The following is a 22,280-nucleotide window of genomic DNA, read 5'->3' on the forward strand; positions in this document are numbered from 1 at the left end:
ACATTCCCCCCCATCGGCGGCCCCGACGCGCTCAGACGGCGGGCGGTCCGAGACGGCGCCTGAGCTCGAGCGCCAGCTCGACTGCGAGCCTTCGCTCGCCCGGCTCATAACCGAGCAGCTCGGTCGCGCGCCCGATGCGCTTGAGGACCGTGTTGCGATGGGTGTACAGACGCGTGGCAGCGCGCGGGGCGTTCTCGGCCTCCTCGAGGTAGACGCGGAGGGTTTCTCGCAGTCGTGCCGCCGTGGGGTCATCGTCGGCAAGCGGTCCGAGCGTGGTCGCGACGAACGCGGCGGCCCGGCGTGGATCCTGCGCAGCGAGCACGGTGACCTCGAGCTCCTGATAGGAGGCGAACTGCTCGCTGTCGGGATTGCCGAGGAGCAGACGATGCACGGTGAGGGCGGCCTCGTGACTGGCACGAAAGCCCGCTGTTCCAAAACGAGTGGGGCCGACCGCGGCGCGCAGGTTGTCGTGTGTCCGATTCATCGCCGAGCGCAGATCCACGATGAGTGGCTCTCCGTTGGTGCCGATCCACGCCCACAGTGTGGTTGTCCCTGCGGGAAGCATGAGAGGCTTTCCTGTGCCTGCAGCGCGAGCGAGCGCAAGCGCCGCCGACTCCAACGCTCCGTGAGGCACGCCGGGCGACTCAGCCCAGATGACGACCGCGGTGTGGCTCCGGTCCAGCGCGTACCCGATCCGCTGACCGGAGGCCGCAGAGTCCACCGGCGCACCGTCGAGGATCAACCGGACGGTCTCCGTGCGCCTGGCGAGCTCACCGCCGATGATCTCCTCTCGCTCCCGCTGGGCCTCGGCGAGCACGGCACGAAGCGTCTGGTCGACATAGCGGAAGGCGAGCGAGAGGGAAAGCTCGGTGACGCCGACCAGGTCCGGCCCTGGGCCGACGATCTCATACGCGCAGGTCATCCAGCGTTCGAGCACAACCTGCTGGCCGCGCCGGTAGCCCTCATAGATCGCGTCGAGGTCGATACCGCGACGGGCGATGGTGCGGGCGCCATCGAGGGCCTCAGGTGGAACCCTGATCGGCAGGGGTGAGTCCGCCTGCCGCGCGAACGCGAGGAAGCGCCGCAGATGGCCGCGGTGGTTGGCGGTCAGTTCGGCTGCGAGCGCTGCATCGGCCCCGAGCGCCGGGATCGCCTCGATCGCGGCAGCGTCCATCTCGGCGACGGTCTCGCCGAAGTCGAGAGCCAATCGTTCCGCGATCGCGGCGACGAGCTCGAAGGTGCGCGCCGTCGGCGCCAACGTCCTCACCAGCGAAGTGTGCCGTCGCACACCACTGTCCCACAAGGAGGGGCATGCGCTGGGTGAGATTCAGCCTCGGGAGTGGACACCGAGTTTCCTGAGCGGCGTCTCCCCGGTGATCCCGAGATCGGCGGCCACGGCCGCGTTGCCGCCGAACGCGCGGTAGAGCGCAACGGCGTCCTTCCGGAACTCGATGGATCTTGAAGGTCCAGGAAGGGAAGTTCAGGTGGGACGCCGGTCTCCGTAGCCGGACACATGAGCGGCCCGCGCCGGCGCGGGCCGAAGACGAGCGGGGAAGGACGTGTCACTCCCCCGCCCGTCCCGGGAACGCCGCAGGGCAAGGCCTACGGCGCGCCCGGAGCCGAACCCGGTGTCGCTGGAGCGGCGGGCAGCGCACAGCTGTGCGCCGGCGCCCGCCGTCTGATCTTCCGGGTTGGGGTGGTCGGAGCCCGCTCGTTACGCGAGCCCGGCCACCAGGTCTGCGACGGACCTCCTGCGGCCCGTGTAGAAGGGGACCTCCTCGCGGACGTGCATCCGCGCCTCGGAGGCCCGCAGGTGACGCATGAGGTCGACGATGCGGTAGAGCTCGTCGGCCTCGAAGGCGAGGATCCACTCGTAGTCGCCGAGCGAGAAGGAGGCGACCGTGTTGGCGCGGACGTCGGGGTAGCCACGGGCCATCTTGCCGTGGTCCGCGAGCATCCGGCGCCGGTCCTCGTCGGGCAGCAGGTACCAGTCGTAGCTGCGCACGAAGGGGTAGACGCTGATGTAGTTGCGCGGCGTCTCGTCGGCCAGGAACGCCGGGATGTGCGACTTGTTGAACTCGGCGGGGCGGTGCAGCGCCATGTTCGACCAGACCGGCTCCAGCGCCAGGCCCAGCTTGGTGCGCCGGAAGAGGTTGTACGCCTCCTGCAGCTCGTCCGCCGTCTCGGCGTGCCACCAGATCATGACGTCGGCGTCGGCACGGAGGCCGGAGAGGTCATAGGTGCCACGGACGGTGATGTCCTTGGCGGCGAGCTGGTCGAACAGCTCCTGGACCTCGTCGGCGTAACCGGCGCGGTCGGCGGGGAGCACATCACGAAGCTTGAAGACGGACCACAGCGTGTAGCGGATGACCTCGTTGAGGTCCTTGGCCTTCTTGCCGGCGTTGGGGATCTTCTCAGGCGCACTCATACGGCTATTGTCCCGCCTCGCTCCGTGTGCCCTGAACCAGGGTGGGAGTGGCAATGATCTCTCCCGCGAGATCGGCGGCGATCTCGTCCGCGGCCCGGTGGGCACTGGCGATGCAGGCCGGGATGCCGACGCCGTCGTACACCGCTCCGCAGACCCGCAGTGCCGGCAGCTTGGCGACCTCGTCGCGGATCCGGGCGACCCGCGTCAGATGGCCGACGGGGTACTGGGGCAGGCCGCCGATCCACCGGGTGACCTCGGTGTCCACCGGCTTCGCGGCGAGTCCGGTCGCCTCGGCGAGGTCGCGCAGCGAGACGTCGACGAGTTCGGTGTCCTCGCGGTGCAGATGGTCCTCCTCCCCGTACCGGCCGACGGAGGTGCGCAGGACGAACAGGTCGGGGGCTGCGTCGGCGACCCACTGCCATTTATGGGTGGAGAAGGTGGAGGCCTTGATGGTGCGGCCGTCGACCGGCGGTACGAGGAAGCCGGAGCGCCCGTCGAGGGCGCCCGTGGCAGCCACATCGGAGCGCCGGAACGCCAGGGTGACCAACGCCATAGACGCGTACTCGACGCCCGCCAGCTCGACGGAGGCGGCCGGGGACTCGGCGGCGAGCAGCGTGGAGGCGGACCAGGCGGGGGTGGCGAGGACGATGCCGTCGGCGGTGATCACCCGGGTGTCGGTGCGGATGTCCCAGCCGTCGGTGGTGCGGGTCAGACCCAGCACGGGCGTGGCGGTGAGGATCTCGCCGCCCCCCGCGCGCACGGCGTCGGCGACCGCCTCCGGCAGGGTGCCGATGCCTCCGTCGATGCCCTGGAAGACCGGGCCGGTGGACCGGCGCGCCGCCGCCTGCTGCTGGATGCGCTGTACGCCGTCGAGCAGCGAGCCGCCCTCCCGGGCCACCTCGAAGAGCTGCGGTACGGCGGCACGCATCGAGAGCCGGTAGGCGTCGCCCGCGTACACCCCGCCGAGCAGCGGTTCCACGAGCCGGTCGACGACCTCGCGGCCCAGCCGGTCGGCTACGTACGCACCGACCGCGACGTCGTCGCCGACGGCGGTCGGAGTGAGGTCCCGCTCCTGCGCGATGCGGGCGAGGCCCTCCGGCGACAGCACTCCGCCGAGCGCGGCCGGGTCGCCGGGCACGCCCATCACATGGCCCTTGGGCATCGGCCGCAGTTCGCCGCGTGTCCAGACCGCCGCCGTGGCCGTGGCGGGCGGCTGCAGCCGGTCACCGAGCCCGACGGCGTGTGCCAGGTCGACCGCCTCCGGCCGTCTGGCCAGCATCGACTCCGCACCCAGATCGACCTGGGTGCCCGCGATGTCACCGGTCATGAGCTTGCCGCCGAGCCGGCCGGTCGCCTCCAGGAGGGTGACCCGCAGCCCGGTGGCCAGGAGCCGGTGGGCGGCGGCGAGTCCGGCGATGCCGCCGCCGATGACGACGACATGACCCGTACCTGTGTCCACGCGGTTTGTTGAACGCTGCATGCCTCCACTCTCTCAAATCTCTTCCGAGTCCCGAACGTGACCGCTTCGAAACCGGTATCGGGCAACCCGAACCCTGGTCCCGAACGTCGAACCGGCACCATCAACCACCCGCCCAGGGGGAGCAGTTATGCAGCCAGGACGCCACCCGGACCGCTCGTCCGCCCACCGCTTGCGCGCGGGCCTCGCCGCCGGGACGCTCGCCGCACTCCTCACGCTGAGCGGCTGCGGGGCGGGCGACAGCTCGGACAGCAGCAAGAGCGCAGCGGCAGACGGCAAGTACGCGGCCCCGCGCGCGGAACGCGGCGACGCGGCCGCCGGGGCGGCGGACCAGGGATCCGCCGGGAGCAGCTCGGCGGAGAAGAAGAAGCCCTCCGCGCTGTCCGCCCCCCATGTCATCCGCAAGGCCTCGCTCTCCGTCGAGGTGAAGAGTGTGCCGAAGGCGGTCGCGGCCGCCCGAGCGGCGGTGGAGAGTGCGGGCGGTCTGGTGGCGAGCGAGTCCACCCAACGGCTCGACGCCACGCATGAGGAGTCGCACATCGTGCTGCGGGTGCCGCAGGCCGATTACGACGCCGTGCTGCAGGAGCTGGCGGGTGGCGGGAAGCTGCTGTCCCGGACGACGACGGCGAAGGACGTCACCGATCAGGTCGTCGACGTGGAGAGCCGGATAGCCACCCAGCGGGCGAGCGTCACCCGGGTGCGGAAGCTGATGGACCGGGCCGACAAGCTCGCCGATGTGGTCACTCTGGAAGGGGAACTGAGCAACCGTCAGGCCGAGCTGGAGTCGCTCCTCGCCCAGCAGGAGTCGCTGAAGGACCGCACCACCCTGGCGACTATCACACTCAGCCTCTCCGAGCCGGAGTCCCCGTCGAACAGCAAGGACGACGACGATCCGGGGTTCCTGGACGCGCTCGGCGGCGGATGGCACGCGTTCGTGACGATGGTGCGGTGGATCGCGATGGCCGTGGGGGCGGCAGCGCCGTTCCTGGCCGCGGCAGCGGGGCTGCTGCTGCTCGGACGGCTGCTGCGCACCTGGCTCGCCCGACGCCGGGTGCCGCAGGAGCCCCAGGCGTCCCGGCCTGACGAGCAGGCTCCCGCAGCACCGCAGGCTCCGCCCGCCCCCTGAGCGTCGTAGCGTGGACCTTCGGAGTTGACGCTCGAAGGGACCCGGCATGACAGCGGAGCGACTGGTGGTCATCGGCGCGGACGCGGCGGGCATGTCCGCCGCGTCCCAGGCCCGCAGGCTCAAGGGACCGGAGGAGCTGAGCATCGTCGCCTTCGAGCGGGGCCACTTCACCTCGTACTCCGCCTGCGGGATCCCGTACTGGGTCAGCGGCGACGTGACGGAACGGGACGACCTCATCGCCCGTTCGCCCGAGGAGCACCGGGCCCGCGCCATCGACCTGCGGATGCGCACCGAGGTGACGGAGATCGATGTCGCCGGGCAGCGGGTGCGGGCGCTCGACCGGGAGAGCGGGGAGACCTACTGGACCGGCTTCGACAAGCTGGTGATCGCGACGGGGGCCCGGCCGGTGCGTCCGGCCCTGCCCGGCATGGACGCGGCGGGGGTGCACGGCGTGCAGACCCTGGACGACGGCCAGGGTCTGCTCGACTCCCTGGACCGGGCGCCGGGGCGGCGCGCGGTCGTCGTCGGCGCCGGATACATCGGTGTCGAGATGGCGGAGGCGCTGCTGAAGCGCGGATTCGAGGTGACGGTCCTCAACCGCGGCGAGCAGCCGATGGCGACGCTCGACCCCGACATGGGGCGCCTGGTCCACGACGCGATGGACGGGTTGGGCATCACGACGGTGAACCGGGCCGAGGTCACCAAGATCCTCACCGGAGCGGACGGCCGCGTGACCGCGGTCGCCTCGAACGACGCGAGCCACCCGGCGGATGTGGTGGTGCTCGGCATCGGTGTCGAACCGGAGACGACGCTGGCCCGCGCGGCCGGCCTGCCGGTCGGCCCGCACGGCGGTCTGCTCACCGATCTGTCGATGCGGGTCGTCGGACACGACAACATCTGGGCGGGCGGCGACTGCGTGGAGGTTCTCGACCTGGTGGCGGGCCGCACCCGCCATATCGCGCTGGGCACCCATGCCAACAAACACGGCCAGATCATCGGGGCCAATGTCGGCGGCGGCTACGGGACGTTCCCGGGGGTGGTGGGTACCGCGGTCAGCAAGGTCTGCGATCTGGAGATCGCCCGGACGGGGCTGCGCGAGAAGGACGCCCGCGCGGTGGGGCTGCGGTTCGTCACGGCGACCATCGAGTCGACGGGCCGGGCAGGTTACTACCCGGGCGCCCAGCCGATGACGGTGAAGATGCTCGCGGAGTACCGCACGGGCCGGCTGCTCGGGGTGCAGATCGTGGGCCGGGACGGGGCGGCGAAGCGGGTGGACATCGCCGCGGTCGCGCTCACCGCAGGGATGACGGTGGAACAGATGACGGCGCTCGACCTCGGGTACGCCCCGCCCTTCTCGCCGGTCTGGGACCCCGTTCTGGTGGCGGCGCGGAAGGCGGTGACGGCGGTACGGCAGGCGGGCACCGCCTGACGTTCATCCGGCACCGCCGGCGTTGCCGGTACGGGCGCCCCGAGGCGCGGGACAGGCCTCAGCGAGCGGTCTGCGTGTGTACGTACTCGACGAGCCGCGTCAGCGCGTCCGGGTCGGTCGTCGGCATCACACCGTGCCCCAGGTTGAAGACATGGCCCTCCAGACCGGCGGCCGCGTCCAGCACCTCGCGCGCTTTCGCCTCCACCGTCGCCGTCGGCGCGAACAGCACCGCCGGGTCGAGGTTGCCCTGAAGCGCCTTGCCGGGTCCGACCCGGCGCGCGCCCTCGTCCATCGGGACCCGCCAGTCAACGCCGACGACATCCGCGCCCGCCTCGCCCATCAGCCCGAGCAGCTCACCGGTGCCGACACCGAAGTGGATGCGCGGGACACCGTACGGGGCGACGGCGTCGAAGACCTTCGCGGAGGCCGGCATCACGGAGCGGCGGTAGTCGGCGGGGGCGAGCGCGCCGACCCAGGAGTCGAAGAGCTGCACGGCCGAGGCGCCCGCCTCGATCTGCACCTTCAGGAACGCACCGGTGATCTCGGCCAGCCGGTCGAGGAGCTCGGCCCAGAGCTCCGGCTCGCCGTACATCATGGCCTTGGTGCGCTCGTGGTTGCGGGACGGACCGCCCTCCACGAGGTAGCTCGCGAGAGTGAACGGCGCACCGGCGAATCCGATGAGCGGCGTCGGGCCGAGCTCGGCGGTGAGCATGCCGATGGCTTCGGTGACGTAGTGGACGTCCTCCGGCGTGAGGTCCCGCAGCCGGGCCAGATCGGCGCGGGTCCGGATCGGGTCGGCGATGACCGGGCCGACACCGGGCTTGATGTCGAGGTCGATCCCGATGGCCTTGAGCGGGACGACGATGTCGCTGAAGTAGATCGCCGCGTCGACCTTGTGGCGGCGGACGGGCTGCAGCGTGATCTCGGTGACCAGCTCCGGCATCATGCAGGAGTCGAGCATGGCGATGCCCTCGCGCACCTTGAGGTACTCGGGCAGCGACCGCCCTGCCTGACGCATGAACCAGACCGGCGTGTGCGGCACCGGCTCGCGGCGGCATGCCTTCAGGAACGCCGACTCATGGGTGGCGGAGGTCTTCGTCTGCTGGCCCGAGGGGCGATCGTTGGCACTCACGCACAGAATCTTCGCACGAAGCGGTAAGGAGCCGGGTCCGCGCAGGGTGTCCCTCCCTGCACGAGGCTCTGGTTCCGCCTACTCTTCCCCGCATGGCTCCGGCTCAGGGACAATTTTCCGAACAATCCGATGGCGCTGACAGCAAGGACAGTGCGGAGGGCAGTTCCGTCCCGCCCGCGTTCCGGTCGGCGGTGGAAGCATTGCGCTCGGCGCGGCTCCGCCCCGAGCTGGAAGTGGAGCCGACTCGGCCGCCTCAGCGTCTCGCTCCGTACGCGTACGCCGTGGAGGCGGCGGTCGTCGACGGCGAGGACGATCTCGCGGACGGCCGCCTTGTGCTGCTCCACGATCCGGCCGGGCACGAAGCCTGGCACGGCACGTTCCGTCTGGTGACGCTGGTCCGCGCCGAGCTGGAGCCGGAGATGGCTTCCGACCCGCTGCTGCCGGAGGTGTGCTGGTCCTGGCTGACCGGTGCGCTGGAGGCGCGCGGCCTGTCGTACGGGGAGGCGGGCGGCACGGTCACCCGGGCAGGTTCGCACTACTTCGGTGCGCTGTCCGAGCGGCGCCCGGCGACGCAGATCGAGATCCGGGCGTCCTGGACCCCGCGCGAGGGGCGGGGTGGGGCGCCGGACACGGCGGCGCATCTGGTGGCGTGGGGGGATCTGCTGTGCCAGATCGCCGGTCTGCCGCCGTCGGGTCCGGCCGACGCGGCGGTGGTGACGCTGCCTCAGCGGCGCGGCCCGCAGGTTCCGTAGTCGGCCCTTTCGCCACTACACCTTTGGTGCAGCCCGAAACATATCGGCAACAATCCGCCACAAGCTTCACTCGATTACCGGCATTTTTTTCGTACAATCGATCGCCCGTCCGATTTGCCCGAATTGTTACTCACTAAATCGTGATCTTCCTCTAAAGGAGGACGGGTCTGCTGCCGAAGAGGTCAATGACCCTTCAAGCACGGTTCGCCCCGGCTTCATCCCCGAGCCGGCCCGTCCCGCCACTCCCCAGGAGGCCTGGTGTCCGTTCTCCTCGAGCAGCCCGCAAGCCTGGTCGCCTACCGCCCGAACAAGCCGACGGCCATGGTCGTCGTGGCCGACCCGCGCGTCCGTTCCACCGTCACCCGCCATCTGTGGGCACTCGGAGTACGTGACGTCATCGAGGCGTCGTCCATCGCGGAGGCCCGTCCCCGCGTCGGCAACCCGCGCGACATCTGTGTTGCCGACGTCCATCTGCCCGACGGTTCCGGGCTGACCCTGCTGTCCGAAACCCGAGCCGCCGGCTGGCCGAACGGCCTCGCCCTCTCCGCCGCCGATGACATCGGCGCCGTACGCAACGCCCTCGCGGGCGGCGTGAAGGGCTATGTCGTCACCGGCACACGCACCAATATCGGCCACCCCACCCGCCCCGGCGTCGCTCCCATCGGCGCCAATGCCGCCCGTATGCACCGCCGGCCCCCCGGCACCCCGAGCCACCCGGGCGGCTACCGCGAACTGTCCGGCCGCGAGGTGGAGGTCCTCCGGCTGGTCGCCGAAGGGCAGTCCAACAAGGCCATCGGTGTCTCCATGGGGCTGTCCGCCCTGACCGTCAAGAGCCACCTCGCCCGTATCGCCCGCAAGCTCGGCACCGGAGACCGCGCCGGAATGGTCGCCGTGGCCCTGCGCACGGGCATCATCCACTGACCCGCACACCCCGGCCGGCCGACAGAACGTTGCGGACCGGCTGGTTTACATTCATCGGCGCCCGTCGACGGAACGTTCCGTCGACGGGCGCCGTGCATACACAGATACCCTTGACACGTGACCGACGCCCAAGAGACCGCAGCAGACACTTCACTGCGAACCACCGGGGGCGCTCCCCCGGACGACGTCGCCCCGGCGCCGATCCCCTTGCTCGAACCTCGCGAGGGCATTCCCCCGGTGGTGGCCTCCGACGACGCCCTCGCCCGGGTGGTCGCGGCTTTCGCCGCGGGCACCGGCCCCGTCGCCGTCGATGCCGAGCGCGCATCCGGCTACCGCTACGGCCAGCGCGCCTATCTCGTACAGCTGCGGCGTGACGGCGCGGGCAGCGCCCTGATCGACCCGGTCGGCTGCCCCGACCTGACGTCGCTCGGCGAGGCGCTGCGCGGCAGCGAGTGGATCCTGCACGCCGCCACCCAGGACCTGCCCTGCCTGCGCGAAATAGGGATGACTCCCACCGAACTCTTCGACACGGAGCTCGCCGGACGGCTGGCGGGCTTCCCGCGGGTCGGCCTCGGCGCGATGGTCGAGAACGTGCTCGGCTACGCGCTGGAGAAGGGGCACTCCGCCGTCGACTGGTCCACCCGCCCGCTGCCCGACCCCTGGCTGCGCTACGCCGCGCTCGATGTCGAGCTGCTGATCGATCTGCGCAACGCCCTGGAGGAGGAGCTCGAACGGCAGGGCAAGCTGGAGTGGGCGCAGGAGGAGTTCGACGCGATCGCCTCGGCACCGCCCGCTCCCCCGCGCAAGGACCCGTGGCGCCGCACGTCCGGTATGCACAAGGTGCGTCGCCGCCGTCAGATGGCGGTCGTACGGGAGCTGTGGAACGCCCGTGACCAGGTCGCGCAGCGCCGGGACATCTCGCCCGGCAAGGTCCTCGGTGACGGCGCGATCATCGAGGCGGCCCTCTCCCTCCCGCCGAACACCCAGGCGCTGACCACCCTCCCGGGCTTCGGCCACCGCATGGGCCGGCGTCAGCTGGAGCAGTGGCAGGCGGCCATCGACCGGGCCAAGGCGCTCCCCGAGGCCGAGCTCCCGCAGCCCGGCCAGCCCCTCCTGGGCCCGCCGCCGCCGCGCTCCTGGGCGGACAAGGACCCGGCGGCCGCCGCCCGGCTCTCGGCGGCCCGCGCCGCGGTGTCGGAGCTGGCCGAGCGGCTGCACATGCCGCAGGAGAACCTGATCACGCCGGACACCGTGCGCCGGGTCTGCTGGGAGCCGCCGAAGAACCCGACACCGGACGCGGTCGAGGACGCACTCACCACGTACGGGGCCCGGCGCTGGCAGATCGAACAGGTCGCGCCGCTCCTGCTGCGCGCCCTGACGTCGGCGACCGCCTGACCCCTCGCACCTCCCCTTTCCGCACGGCTTTCCCTGGACGACGCTCCACGACGTCGTGCGACGAAAACGCCTTCGGCCGACCGGCCGGGGGCGTTTTCGTCTGCCTGAGTGCGGCCGCAGGGCGGTCGGGGACGATCGGAATCGCGCCAGCTTGTCCCCGCCCCGGCATGTGACGTTCGCCGCTCCCGCCGTGGGGGGTGGGCAGTCTGGTTACCCGCAAGTAGCATGATGGTGGCGGCGCGCTTCCGGGCGTGCCGCGCAGCAGTGCCATCCCGCACCCTGGAGGAGAGCCATCGTGCCTCGTACCATCCGGGACGTCGTCTTCGTCGACGGCGTCCGCACCCCGTTCGGCAAAGCGGGCCCGAAGGGCATCTACCACGAGACCCGCGCCGACGATCTCGTCGTGAAGGCCATCCGGGAGCTGCTGCGCCGCAACCCGGACCTGGACCCGGCCCGTATCGACGAGGTCGCCATCGCCGCGACCACCCAGATCGGCGACCAGGGCCTGACGCTGGGCCGGACCGCCGGAATCCTGGCCGGTCTGCCGCAGTCCGTCCCCGGTTACTCCATCGACCGCATGTGTGCGGGCGCCCTGACCGCCGTCACGTCGACGGCCGGTTCCATCGCCTTCGGCGCGTACGACGTCGTTGTCGCCGGTGGCGTCGAGCACATGGGCCGCCACCCGATGGGCGAGGGCGTCGACCCGAACCCGCGCTTCGTATCGGAGAAGCTGGTCGACGAGTCCGCCCTGTTCATGGGCATGACCGCGGAGAACCTGCACGACCGGTACCCGCAGATCACCAAGCTCCGCGCCGACGAGTACGCGGTCCGCTCGCAGGAGAAGGCCGCCAAGGCGTACGCCAACGGCAAGATCCAGCAGGACCTGGTGCCGGTCTCCGTGCGCCGCACCAACGCCGAGGCAGGCGAGACGGGCTGGGGCCTGGTCACCGCCGACGAGCCGATGCGTCCGGGTACCACGCTGGAGTCCCTGGCCGGTCTGAAGACCCCGTTCCGCCCCCACGGCCGCGTCACCGCCGGTAACGCCGCGGGTCTCAACGACGGCGCCACCGCCTCGCTGCTCGCCGCCGAGGACGTCGCCCGCGAGCTCGGCCTCCCGGTCAAGATGCGCCTCGTCTCGTACGCCTTCGCCGGTGTCGAGCCCGAGGTCATGGGGTACGGCCCGATCCCGTCGACGGAGAAGGCCCTCGCCAAGGCCGGTCTGTCGATCGGTGACATCGGCCTGTTCGAGATCAACGAGGCGTTCGCCGTCCAGGTGCTCGCCTTCCTCGAGCACTACGGCATCGCCGACGACGACGCGCGCGTCAACCAGTACGGCGGCGCCATTGCGTACGGTCACCCGCTGGCCTCCTCCGGTGTGCGTCTGATGACGCAGCTGGCCCGTCAGTTCGAGGAGCAGCCGCAGGTTCGCTACGGCCTGACCACCATGTGCGTCGGCTTCGGCATGGGCGCGACGGTCATCTGGGAGAACCCGAACTTCGACGGAGGCAACAAGTGAGCTCCACCACTGAGCTTCTGAAGGGCGCAGCCGAGCTGTTCCCGGGCGAGGTCGTCACGCAGGCGCACGTGCGCCACCTCGACCTGCCGGCGGGCGCGGGCAGGTTCGCCCTCATCACGCTGGACAACGGCCTGGACCACACCAAGCCGACCACCTTCGGACCGCAGTCGCTGGCGAACCTGAACGCCGCCATCGACCAGGTCGAGAAGGAGGCCGCCGAGGGTGCGATCGCCGGTATCGGCATCACCGGCAAGCCGTTCATCTTCGCGGTCGGCGCCGACCTCAAGGGCGTCGAGCTGCTGAAGAACCACGACGACGCGCTCGCCATCGGCAAGGGCGGCCACGACGTCTTCCGTCGCCTCTCCGGCCTCGCGGTCCCGACGTTCGCGTACTACAACGGCGCGGCGATGGGCGGCGGTGTCGAGGTCGGTCTGCACTGTTCGTACCGCACCGTCTCCAAGGCGCTGCCCGCGTTCTCGCTGCCCGAGGTCTTCCTCGGTCTGGTCCCCGGCTGGGGCGGCTGCGCCCTGCTGCCGAACCTGATCGGCGCCGACCGCGCGGTCTCGGTGATCATCGAGAACTCGCTGAACCAGAACCGTCAGCTCAAGGGCAAGCAGGTCTTCGAGCTCGGGATCGCCGATGCCCTCTTCGAAGGCGCGGACTTCCTGGAGCAGTCGCTGATCTGGACCGCGAACGTGCTGAACGGCACGCTCACGGTGGAGCGTCCCGAGGTCGACCGCGGTGACGCCTGGGACCAGGCCGTCGCCCGTGGCAAGGCCATCGCCGACTCGAAGGTGCACGGCGCCGCCCCGGCCGCATACCGCGCGCTGGAGATCATCGCCGCGGCGAAGGACGGCGACCTGAGCGCCGGCTTCGACGCCGAGGACCAGGCCCTCGCGGACCTGATCATGGGTGGCGAGCTGCGCTCCGGGATCTACGCCTTCAACCTGGTCCAGAAGCGCGCCAAGCGCCCGGCCGGTGCCCCGGACAAGAACCTGGCCCGCCCGGTCACCAAGGTCGGCGTCGTCGGCGCCGGTCTGATGGCCTCGCAGCTGGCTCTGCTCTTCCTGCGCCGCCTGGAGGTGCCGGTCGTCCTGACCGACATCGACCAGGAGCGCGTCGACAAGGGTGTGGGCTACGTCCACGCCGAGATCGAGAAGCTGCTGGGCAAGGGCCGGATCAACCAGGACAAGGCCAACCGCCTCAAGGCCCTGGTCTCCGGTGTGCTGGACAAGGCCGAGGGCTTCTCCGACGCCGACTTCATCATCGAGGCCGTCTTCGAGGAGATCGGCGTCAAGCAGCAGGTGTTCGCGGAGGTCGAGGCGGTCGCCCCGGCGCACGCGATCCTCGCCACCAACACCTCGTCCCTCTCGGTCACCGAGATGGCGTCGAAGCTGCAGCACCCGGAGCGGGTCGTCGGCTTCCACTTCTTCAACCCGGTCGCGATCCTCCCGCTGCTGGAGATCGTGCGCGGCGAGAAGACCGACGACGCCTCGCTGGCCACGGCGTTCGGTGTGGCGCGGAAGCTGAAGAAGACCGCGGTGCTGGTGAAGGACGCCCCGGCGTTCGTCGTCAACCGCATCCTCACCCGCTTCATGGGCGAGATCCAGAACGTCATCGACGAGGGCACCCCGGTCGAGGTCGCCGAGAAGGCGATCGAGCCGCTCGGCCTGCCGATGTCCCCGCTGGTCCTCCTCGAGCTGGTCGGCCCGGCCATCGGTCTGCACGTGTCCGAGACCCTGAACCGCGCCTTCCCGGAGCGTTTCACCGTCTCCGAGAACCTCGCGGCGGTCGTCAAGGCCGGCAAGCGCGGCTTCTACGTATACGACTCCGGCAAGCCGGAGCTCGACCCGGAGGTCGCCGCTCTCCTCAAGCAGGGCGATGTCGTCCTGTCCGAGGAGCAGGTCCGCGACCGCGTCCTGGACGCGGTCGCGCAGGAGATCGGTCTGATGCTGGACGAGGGCGTCGTCGCCGAGGCCCAGGACATCGACCTCTGCCTGATCACCGGTGCGGGCTGGCCCTTCCACCTGGGCGGCATCACGCCGTACCTGGACCGTGAGGGCGTCTCGGAGCGGGTGAACGGCAAGAAGTTCCTGGCGCAGGGCGTGGCGAGCGTTCCGGCGTAAGTTGGCAGGCCTGCCTGCGTGACAGGCCGGTCGTAGGACCGGATGGACCGTACGGGATCATGTCCCGTACGGTCCGTTCGCGTTCGGGCCGACGAAGCGTCCGGGCTGGAAGAATCCGGACAGAGGGAGAGGCCGCGTCATGCCGCGTCGTCCCGGGATACTGACGAAGGTCTCCGCCGCCGCACCGCGCTCACGGACCCCATGGCTGACCCTGATGGCCGCGGCCCTGGTCGCTCTCGTCGTGGTCACGCTGTCCGGCCGCCCCGGCGCCACTCACGCACCCCTGTCGGACGCCGTACCGGGAGAGTTGCGGATCGCGACCTGGAACATGTGCGACGTACGGCAATGGAACTGCCAGGACACCGGGAGCAGTCGGCAGAAACTCCAGGCGCTGAAGCGGCTGGCCACTGTCGACGGCGCGCAGGTGATCATGCTGCAGGAGGTCTGTGCCGGGGATCTCGCCTCGGCGCGGAAGGAACTGGGCAACGGGTGGCGCAGCACCTTCCGGACGTACGCCTACCGCGACGCCCGGGGGCGGCAGACAGAGGTCCGGTGCGCAGAGCGGCGTCAGGGACAGGCGGGCTTCGCGATCCTCGCCTCGTCGCCGCTGTCCCGTGTCGCGGTGGTGCCCTCGCGGCAACCGGCCGTCGGACTGCGCAGGGGCATCCTCTGTGCCACGGTCGCCTCCCACGGCGTCCAGGTGTGCAATGCGCACCTGACTCTGCCCGGCAGCGATCGGGCGCACCCGGACTGGGAATACCGTGACGACCAGCTCTCGTCGCTGGTGGGCGCGGCGGACTCGCGCACGGTGTTCGGCGGGGATCTGAACAGCGCGCCGCCTTCGGCCGGGAGCCAGGACAGCTGGATCTGGCCGTACGACATGTACCGCGGCTACCGGGAGTGCGACCAGGAGACGGCCTCCTCGCGCAGCGGCCGGGCCACTCATCTCACCGGGCACAAGGTGGACTACCTGTTCACCGCATTGCCGCGAACGCATTGCTCGGTACAGGCGACCGCGGCCTCGGACCACCTGGCGCTGGTCATGGGAGTCAGGGCCCGCTGACGAAGAGGCCGGTCGCCCTGCTGCGCGTCAGTAGCCGAGGTGCTGCGCCGGGGCCGGTGAGGCGTAGGCGCTCACCACACTGAACGTGACCGCGGTCCGCTGGGACTTGTTGCCGCCCATGTCTACCGCATAGCACTCCACGGTGTGCGGCCCCTCGGTCCAGGACCAGCCCGATTCCCACGACCAGCTGCTGTCCGGGGCCACGGGTGCCATGCCGAGCGGCATGCCCTCCTCCACGAACTCCACGTGCACCGCGCCCTGCGCATACCCCATGAGGCCGATGACCGGGCCCGGCACCTGCTGACCGGGAGCCGGTACCGAGATGACAGGGGCCGGGGCCGAGGGGTTGACCGTCTGCTGCACCGGGAGCTGTCCGCCGGATGCCGCGTGCAGGCCCGGGGACGGGGAGCCCTGCGCCTGGACGGTGAAGGCGACCTCGGTCGCGGGTGAGGCGAAGCCGGTGGTGTCCACCGCGAAGATGCGGACGTCATGCTGCCCCTTGGACCAGGGCCTACCCAGCTCCCAGGACCAGCTGCCGTCGGGCGCGGCCTTGGGCGAGCCCAGGAACTTTCCGTGCTCCCAGATACTCACCCGCACAGCGCCCGGCGCTGAGCCGCTGAATCCGACCGTCGGCGTGTGGACCTGCTGGCCGGGCGACGGGGTGAAGACCATCGGGGCGGGGAACGACGAGCGCACCTGGGATGTCGCCTTCAGGTAGCCGTCGATGGCGGACCTGTCGGCGTCGGGCTGCTCATGGCCATTGCCGACGTAGCCGAGGCGCGGTGCCATGCCGTCGATGAGGAAGTTGATGAGTCCCATGAGCATGGGCACGTTTCTCCTGGTCACCTGGGTGTGATCGGAGATGAAGGGAGAGTCGCTGAAGATGAAGTTGAAGTTTTCGTAGCCGTTGAAGAGGCCGAGGAACGGCTCGACCTGCACCGGGTACTGCTCGTCCTGCGGCGAGGAGAGCACGTAGATGTTGGCTCCGCGGTTCGCCCCGGCGCGGACCAGGTCGGGGATCGCATTGTCGAGGACGCGGATGTTCATCTCCGTGACCTGGCCCATCATGAACTCCGCGACCGACGGGTGCTTCTCCAGATAGGTGCCGATCATGAACTGCGGGACGATCGACACAATGTTCCGGAAGCCGTACTTCAGGCCGAAGTAGAGCGCCGCGCTTCCGCCCTTGGAGCCGCCCCACATGGTGCACTGATCGGGGGTGAGGCCCAGCGAGTTCATCACATTGGATATGAGCGTGATGACGGACCGCTCCAGTTCGAAGTCCATCCCCTTGCACAGGTAGTAGCTGTTCTGGCCGTCGAACTGGTCTCGGATCCACAGGATGTTGGACCGGAGATTGTCGAAGACCCCGTTCGACCACCCGTAGTCGTCGGGCGCGGCAAAGTTGGCGAAGACGACCACCAGGTGCTGGCTGCCCTTCTTCGCATGGGCGAACCTGTACTGAACCGGGTACTTCCCGGAGGCTTCGATGCCACTGTGCGGGGCGCCGCCGGAGGGTGCGTTGGACATGGTTCGGGAACTCCGATCTCGTGGGGATCCTCACACGGCATCGGCGCGCTCGGCACGCCTCCACACGGTGCGAGCGGCGGCGTCAGTAACGCCTCTCGACGTACGAGGCGTTTGCCGGCACCGCAAACGCGTTCACCACGGTGAAGGGGAGCAGGCTCCGCGGGGACTCGTTGCCGGCCACATCCACCGCAACGTACTCGACATTGTGCGGGCCTTCGGGCCAGGCCCAGCCTGCCTCCCAGGACCAGCTTCCGTCGGGCCTGACCGGCGCCACACCCAGGGGTGTGCCGTTCTCGCGGAAGGACACCTGAGCGGCGCCCTGCGCGTACCCCATGAATCCGACCGTCGCACCCACCACCTGTTGGTGGGCCACCGGGGAGGTCACGACCGGCGCGGCCGGCAGACTCGGTGTCGGTGCGAAAGCGGGGTCCAGGGCGGTGAAGACCACTTCGGTGCGCGCGCTATGAAACTTGTTGGCGTCCACTGCGAAGAGCCTGATGACGTGCTTCCCCCTGGCCCAGGTCTTCTCCGGTGCCCAGCTCCAGCTGCCGTCGGGGAGCACCTGCGGCGAGCCGAGGTACTTGCCGTTCTCCCACATGCTGACGCGTACAGCACCCGGGGCGCTTCCGGCGAAATGGACGGCATTGCCCGGCAACTCCTGATGGGGCACCGGCGTCGAGACCACGGGTGCCGGGAACGTATCGCCGCGCATCTGGGAGGTGGACGAGAGATAGGCGTCGATGGCGGACGTGTCGCGCTCCGGCTGCTCCTGGCCGTTGCTGACCACGCCTATGCGCGGAGTGATTCCGTCGACGAGGAGATTCAGAAGCCCCATCATGGTCGGGAGATTCCGCAGGGTGACTTTTCCGTGACTCGCGATCAGGGGAGAGTCGTTGTAGATGAAATTGAAGTTCGTGTATCCCTGGAAAAGTCCGAGGAAGGGTTCGACATGGCGCGTGTACTGCTCGTCCTGGGGTGACGAGATCAGATAGACATTTGCATCGCGATACGTCCCAGCCCGCACTACGTCTGGGAGCACGGAGTCGAGGATGTGCACCTTCTCGTCCGTCACCTCGCCCATCATCAACCGGGCCGCACCCGGCATCGATTCCTTGACGAAAGTGCCGATCCTGAACTGGGGCACACTCGCCACCACGTTGCGGAAGCCGTACTTCAATCCGAAGTACAGCGCTGCCGTGCCGCCCTTCGAGCTGCCGAACATGGTGCAGTCGTCAGGTGTCAGAGCAAGTGCGTTCATGACGCGCGAGATGAGTTCGATGACGGACCTCTCCAGCGAGAAGTCCATCCCCTTGCACAGGTAGTAGCTGTTCTCGCCGTCGAACTGGTCACGGATCCAAAGGATGTTGGCGCGGGTCTTGTCGAGCACTCCGTTCGCCCATCCCCATTCACCGGGGGCATTGAGATTCGCGAAAACGACGACGAGATGCCGGTTTCCGTTCTTCGCGTGGGAGAACCTGTACTCGAGGGGAACGGACCCGGAGGCTTCGACACCGCTGAGCACGGCACGCCCGTTCGGGGCTGCGTTAGACATGTACGGAATCCACTTCCTGCCTGTACGGCTCGGCTGTAGCGCTGCTCATCAGCTGCCGGGGCACCACGGCGCGGCCGTGGAGGGCCCGCTCCCTCGCCTGGGCGGAGTTGTAGCCGGAGCTGTAAGGCGTCACCGTCCCGACGGCCGGTGCCATCGCCTGCGCAGCGTCCAGGTCTCCGCCGGCGATCAGAATCCGGTCGGCGAGCCTGGCCGAGGCGTAGCCGTCGTCCAGGTCACAGAACTCCTGCTGGAACCAGCGATAGCGGTCTGCGTAGTCCTCCTGGATCCGGTCGACGTCCCGGATCGCGGAAATCAGCTCGTCGGATTCGAAGACCAGCGGACCCGGGGCGCTCGCCTCGAAGTCGAAATAGAAACCACGCAGCGTGTCGCGGTAGTGGTCCAGGTCGTAGGTGAAGAACAGGATCGGACGCCCTGTGTTGACGAAGTCGAACATCAGGGACGAGTAGTCCGTGATCATCACATCGGCGATGAGCGACAGGTCGGCCATGTCCGGATAGTCGGAGACGTCGTAGACGAAGCCGTCCCCGGCGCCCGGAACCGGGTCCACCACATTCGGATGGCGACGCACCATCAGCACATGATCCGCGCCGAGCCGCTCCCGCGCGTCGTCGAGATCGATACGGAAGTCGAACTTGTACTTCCCGGGTGCGTAGAACTGGTCGTCGCGCCATGTGGGGGCGTACATGATGACGCGCTTGCCCGGCGGCAGCCCGATGCGCCGACGGATCTCCATGGCCCTTCGGCCTGTGTCATGACGTCTCAGGATGTCGTTGCGCGGGTAGCCGCACTCGACCATTTCGCCGGGGAACCTGAAGGCCCTCTGAAGGATCGGAGTGGAGAAGCTGTTGGGCGATATGAGCATGTCCCAGTTCTGGACTTCTTTCTCGACCCGCTCCAGATACCGCTGGTCCGCGAAATGCACCGATTCGATGTCATGGCCGATGCGCTTGAGCGGCGTTCCGTGCCAGGTCTGGACGACGACCTGATCCGGGCGCTTCTGGAACCAGTCCGGGAGGTGGTTGTTGGCGACCACATAGCGCGAGGTCGCCAGGGCCTCGTACCACTCCGGCGACCACATGCGCACGGGTCTCGCGGTCGGAGGCACCTCGACCTGGTCGTCGCGCACCACCCAGAGATGCTCCAGTGCGACCCCGCGCCGGACCATCTCCTCGTGCACCGCCCGGGGACTGTCCGAGTACTGCGTTCCCTTGAAAGCATCGAAGAGCACCGCCGGCCGAATGTCCTGACGCCGCGCCTGTGGGTACGTCCTGGTCCGGAGCAGCTTCTGCCGATACGGCCCCCGGGCCTCCTCGGGCATCGCGGACTGCACGAGCAGCGAGAGCCTGTCGTAGGCCTCGGCCTGGAGTTCGTATCCTCGGTCGCCCTGCTCCATGTTCTGGGGCATGGACTCGATGAGCTCCTGCTCGATCTTGATCATGAGGTCCGGTGAGCGGTCGTCCGGGGCCACGACGGAGGGGTCCTGACGACGCAGGAAGAAGTCCCAGCGGCCCGCGGCGAGAGGGATGGCGCCCGCCAGCGTCCTCATCGCGGCGGGGGTGAGGACACAGCGGAACCTGTTTCCGTCCCACTGGATCGGCACGGCCCGTTCGGCGCCATGAGCACGGGAGCGGACGACCACGTGGGCGGCGACCCGTTCGGCAGGACCGAGCAGGTCGGCACAGGAGTAGCCGCAGATGAGCTCCAGTGCGCCGTCCTCGAGCCAGGCACCGTCCGAGAGGAGGGGCAGGGCAGCGCGCTCGAACAGCACCACATAACCGGAACCGTTCCGGTGAACGACGATCTCGCGGTCGCCATCCTCTGTCTGCAGAGAAGCCGGCATGCGGTAGTGGCCGTCCTGGGTCTCCTCGGCCATCACCGGGTAGAGCGGCGCCTTGCGCCCCTCCATGTGCACGGTGACCTTCCAGCCGTTGCTGCCCATGGTCCACGCCTGCGGCACCGCATCGCCCGTGGCCCGCGAGCCGGGCACCACGTTGGCCAGTGGGACACGGGTGACGAAGGTGCACCAGCCGTCGCCGCCGGGCTGGAAACTCAGCCAGGAATCATGGCGGCCCGCACCATTCATGCTGGTGACGCGGAACTTGCCCCACTCAGGAACCTTCGGACCGAGATAGACGCCGCCGATCTCCAGATGCTCGCCGACGACACGGTGCCTCGTGATGCGACACCGGACGACCTCCACCCGGAGCTTCAGACTGCCCTGCACGAACAACGGGACGATACGGGTGTTCTTGTCGACATACCGGTACGGCGGGTTGGCCGCCGTGCCGGCGCCACCGCGGCCGATGCTCTTGTAGCGGAACAGCCCGCGGCTGAACACACCGGCTGCGACATCCCAGGTTCCCTCGACCCACTCACCCTTCTTTTTCAGCCGGGTGGTGTCGAAGCGGCTCTCGAAGCCCGCCCAGTCGTAGCAGTAGCGGTTCTGGTTGGAATGCTCGGTCGCCTGGGGGTAATACGTTGTTTTGGCCAGGTTGACGAGGGTGCTTCCGGTCTTCTTGTTGCGCAGTGCCAGCATTTTCGTTGACATGTGCCGCTTGTGCACATTGATGAAGCGCACATAGGCGGAACCGGTCAGCGTCAGCCACTCGCCGTTCCACTGCACCCCGGTGGCCGAGCTGTAGGGCGACAGTTCCTTGTCGAGCCGGTAGTCACGCTTGTAGAGACCCGTTTTGCGGTTCCCCAGATGCGGATAGTTCAGGTACCGGTGCAGTCGGCGGCGTACCGGAAGCGGTCCGCCCTTGCGCTCGAACTCGATGACGTCGAGCAGTTCATCGAGCTGCCCCTGGTGGACGAGGAGCCACTTGATGCGGGCGTCCGCCGGAAGTTCTTCGATGATGTCCTCGTCCGCCTCGCCCAGAAACTCCTGGGCCCAGTGCATGAAGGCATCGCGATATTCCTCGTCGGCGTCGGGAAGCACCTTCAGATGGAGCATGAGGTCCGACTTGAGGCAGGCGAGGTCGTACTTGCGCTTGTGGTCCCTGAACGACCGCGACCGGTGCTGCCCGAGGAAGCGGCTCACGGACTGCACGGCGGCGACCCGGTCGCGCAGATTGCTGAGCTCGGTGTGCCGCTGGGTGATCGAAGGGGCGGCTCCGCCTTCCCGGCGGCGCCAGAAGTACACGATGTCGGTGATGACATCGACCTTCTGCGCCCGGAAGTGGGCGAACATGTTCACCCAGGAGTCCTCGTACATGACTCCTTCGGGGAACTGAATGAAGTGATAGTCCCAGAAAGAGCGGCGGAACACCTTGTTCCAGACGGTTCGGTCGTAGATCAGCGCCTCGAACCGGGTGATGTGTGTTCCACGGCGGTCGCGCTGCATCGGCCCCTTGTGAAGGGGAGACTGCCACTTCGTGGTGGAGTTCATCATCTGGACATTGCCCGAAACGAAATCCGAACCGGACTCCGTGAGGGTGCGGATGAGCAACTCGTAGGCGTATTCCGGAATGACGTCGTCACCATCGGCGAAGACCAGGAACTCACCTGCCGGATGCATGGCGCGAAGACCGGTATTGCGAGCGTGGCCGGGACCGTGCGACTCCTGGCGTATCACCCGAAAGCGGGGGTCCCGTGCGCAGAATTCCTGAGCGATCTGGGTGGACTGATCGGTCGAGCCGTCATCAACCATGATGACTTCGAACTCACGGAACGTCTGGCGTGCGATGGACTCCAGGCACTCTGCAAGATAGATCTCAACATCCTGAAACGGGACGATGACACTCAGTCGCGGCCCGTCGACCATGCTTCACACTCCAGTTCACGGCAGCGGAGCGCGCCAGCGCCGCCACCAA

At 68.9% G+C, this 22,280-nt stretch carries 15 protein-coding genes; 8 read left to right on the forward strand and 7 right to left on the reverse strand.

Going from position 1 to position 22,280, the window contains the following annotated elements:
* Positions 1–31 precede the first annotated feature (31 nt).
* From OHA88_RS14295 to hemG, 3 genes are all read right to left on the reverse strand, one after another.
* Entirely contained in the window at positions 32–1,267 is a 1,236-nt protein-coding gene (locus OHA88_RS14295; RefSeq protein ID WP_328625800.1) for a PucR family transcriptional regulator, read from the reverse strand.
* A gap of 447 nt (positions 1,268–1,714) precedes the next feature.
* A complete protein-coding gene (gene hemQ, locus OHA88_RS14300) occupies positions 1,715–2,428 on the reverse strand; it encodes a hydrogen peroxide-dependent heme synthase (RefSeq protein ID WP_328625801.1) in 714 nt (237 codons plus the stop codon).
* A 4-nt stretch (positions 2,429–2,432) separates the two neighbouring features.
* The gene (hemG, locus tag OHA88_RS14305; protein ID WP_328625802.1) at positions 2,433–3,908 is read right to left on the reverse strand and encodes a protoporphyrinogen oxidase; all 1,476 of its coding nucleotides are present in this window, start codon (positions 3,906–3,908) and stop codon (positions 2,433–2,435) included.
* A gap of 127 nt (positions 3,909–4,035) precedes the next feature.
* Here hemG and OHA88_RS14310 point away from each other — a divergent pair, with 127 nt between their 5' ends.
* Positions 4,036–5,031, forward strand: a complete 996-nt coding sequence (locus OHA88_RS14310; RefSeq protein WP_328625803.1) for a DUF4349 domain-containing protein — start codon at positions 4,036–4,038, stop codon at positions 5,029–5,031.
* A gap of 46 nt (positions 5,032–5,077) precedes the next feature.
* Positions 5,078–6,460, forward strand: coding sequence for an FAD-dependent oxidoreductase (locus tag OHA88_RS14315; RefSeq protein ID WP_328625804.1), 1,383 nt, complete (start codon positions 5,078–5,080; stop codon positions 6,458–6,460).
* Positions 6,461–6,518: 58 nt separating this feature from the next.
* Here the strand turns inward: OHA88_RS14315 and hemE are convergent, their stop codons facing one another.
* The gene (hemE, locus tag OHA88_RS14320; RefSeq protein WP_328625805.1) at positions 6,519–7,592 is read right to left on the reverse strand and encodes a uroporphyrinogen decarboxylase; all 1,074 of its coding nucleotides are present in this window, start codon (positions 7,590–7,592) and stop codon (positions 6,519–6,521) included.
* Positions 7,593–7,684: 92 nt separating this feature from the next.
* Between hemE and OHA88_RS14325 the strand changes: the two genes are divergently transcribed.
* The 6 genes from OHA88_RS14325 (at position 7,685) to OHA88_RS14350 (ending at position 15,365) form a co-directional block, all read left to right on the forward strand.
* Positions 7,685–8,344, forward strand: a complete 660-nt coding sequence (locus OHA88_RS14325; RefSeq protein ID WP_030917737.1) for a DUF3000 domain-containing protein — start codon at positions 7,685–7,687, stop codon at positions 8,342–8,344.
* Positions 8,345–8,602: 258 nt separating this feature from the next.
* On the forward strand, positions 8,603–9,265 hold the full coding sequence (locus OHA88_RS14330; protein ID WP_024488613.1) for a helix-turn-helix transcriptional regulator: 663 nt from the start codon (positions 8,603–8,605) through the stop codon (positions 9,263–9,265).
* 117 nt (positions 9,266–9,382) lie between these two features.
* Entirely contained in the window at positions 9,383–10,660 is a 1,278-nt protein-coding gene (locus OHA88_RS14335) for a ribonuclease D (protein ID WP_326626421.1), read from the forward strand.
* Between the two features lie 295 nt (positions 10,661–10,955).
* Positions 10,956–12,176, forward strand: a complete 1,221-nt coding sequence (locus tag OHA88_RS14340; protein ID WP_267000687.1) for a thiolase family protein — start codon at positions 10,956–10,958, stop codon at positions 12,174–12,176.
* Positions 12,173–14,302: a 3-hydroxyacyl-CoA dehydrogenase NAD-binding domain-containing protein gene (locus tag OHA88_RS14345; protein ID WP_328625806.1), complete on the forward strand. Its 2,130-nt coding sequence runs from the start codon at positions 12,173–12,175 to the stop codon at positions 14,300–14,302. The genes OHA88_RS14340 and OHA88_RS14345 overlap by 4 nt, the downstream gene beginning before the upstream one ends.
* 139 nt (positions 14,303–14,441) lie before the next feature.
* Complete coding sequence (locus OHA88_RS14350) at positions 14,442–15,365, forward strand: endonuclease/exonuclease/phosphatase family protein (RefSeq protein ID WP_328625807.1); 924 nt, start codon at positions 14,442–14,444, stop codon at positions 15,363–15,365.
* A gap of 27 nt (positions 15,366–15,392) precedes the next feature.
* On the opposite strand, the gene OHA88_RS14355 is transcribed toward OHA88_RS14350, so the two are convergent.
* The 3 genes from OHA88_RS14355 to OHA88_RS14365 form a co-directional block, all read right to left on the reverse strand.
* Positions 15,393–16,895 carry a hypothetical protein gene (locus OHA88_RS14355; RefSeq protein ID WP_328625808.1) on the reverse strand — a complete coding sequence of 501 codons (1,503 nt, stop codon included), beginning with the start codon at positions 16,893–16,895 and terminating at the stop codon, positions 15,393–15,395.
* A gap of 82 nt (positions 16,896–16,977) precedes the next feature.
* Positions 16,978–18,447 carry a hypothetical protein gene (locus tag OHA88_RS14360; protein ID WP_328625809.1) on the reverse strand — a complete coding sequence of 490 codons (1,470 nt, stop codon included), beginning with the start codon at positions 18,445–18,447 and terminating at the stop codon, positions 16,978–16,980.
* Positions 18,440–22,231, reverse strand: coding sequence for a bifunctional glycosyltransferase/CDP-glycerol:glycerophosphate glycerophosphotransferase (locus OHA88_RS14365; protein WP_328625810.1), 3,792 nt, complete (start codon positions 22,229–22,231; stop codon positions 18,440–18,442). Before OHA88_RS14365 ends, OHA88_RS14360 begins: the two co-directional genes overlap by 8 nt.
* Positions 22,232–22,280 lie beyond the last annotated feature (49 nt).

Source organism: Streptomyces sp. NBC_00353 (genome assembly GCF_036108815.1).
Taxonomy (GTDB): Bacteria; Actinomycetota; Actinomycetes; order Streptomycetales; family Streptomycetaceae; genus Streptomyces.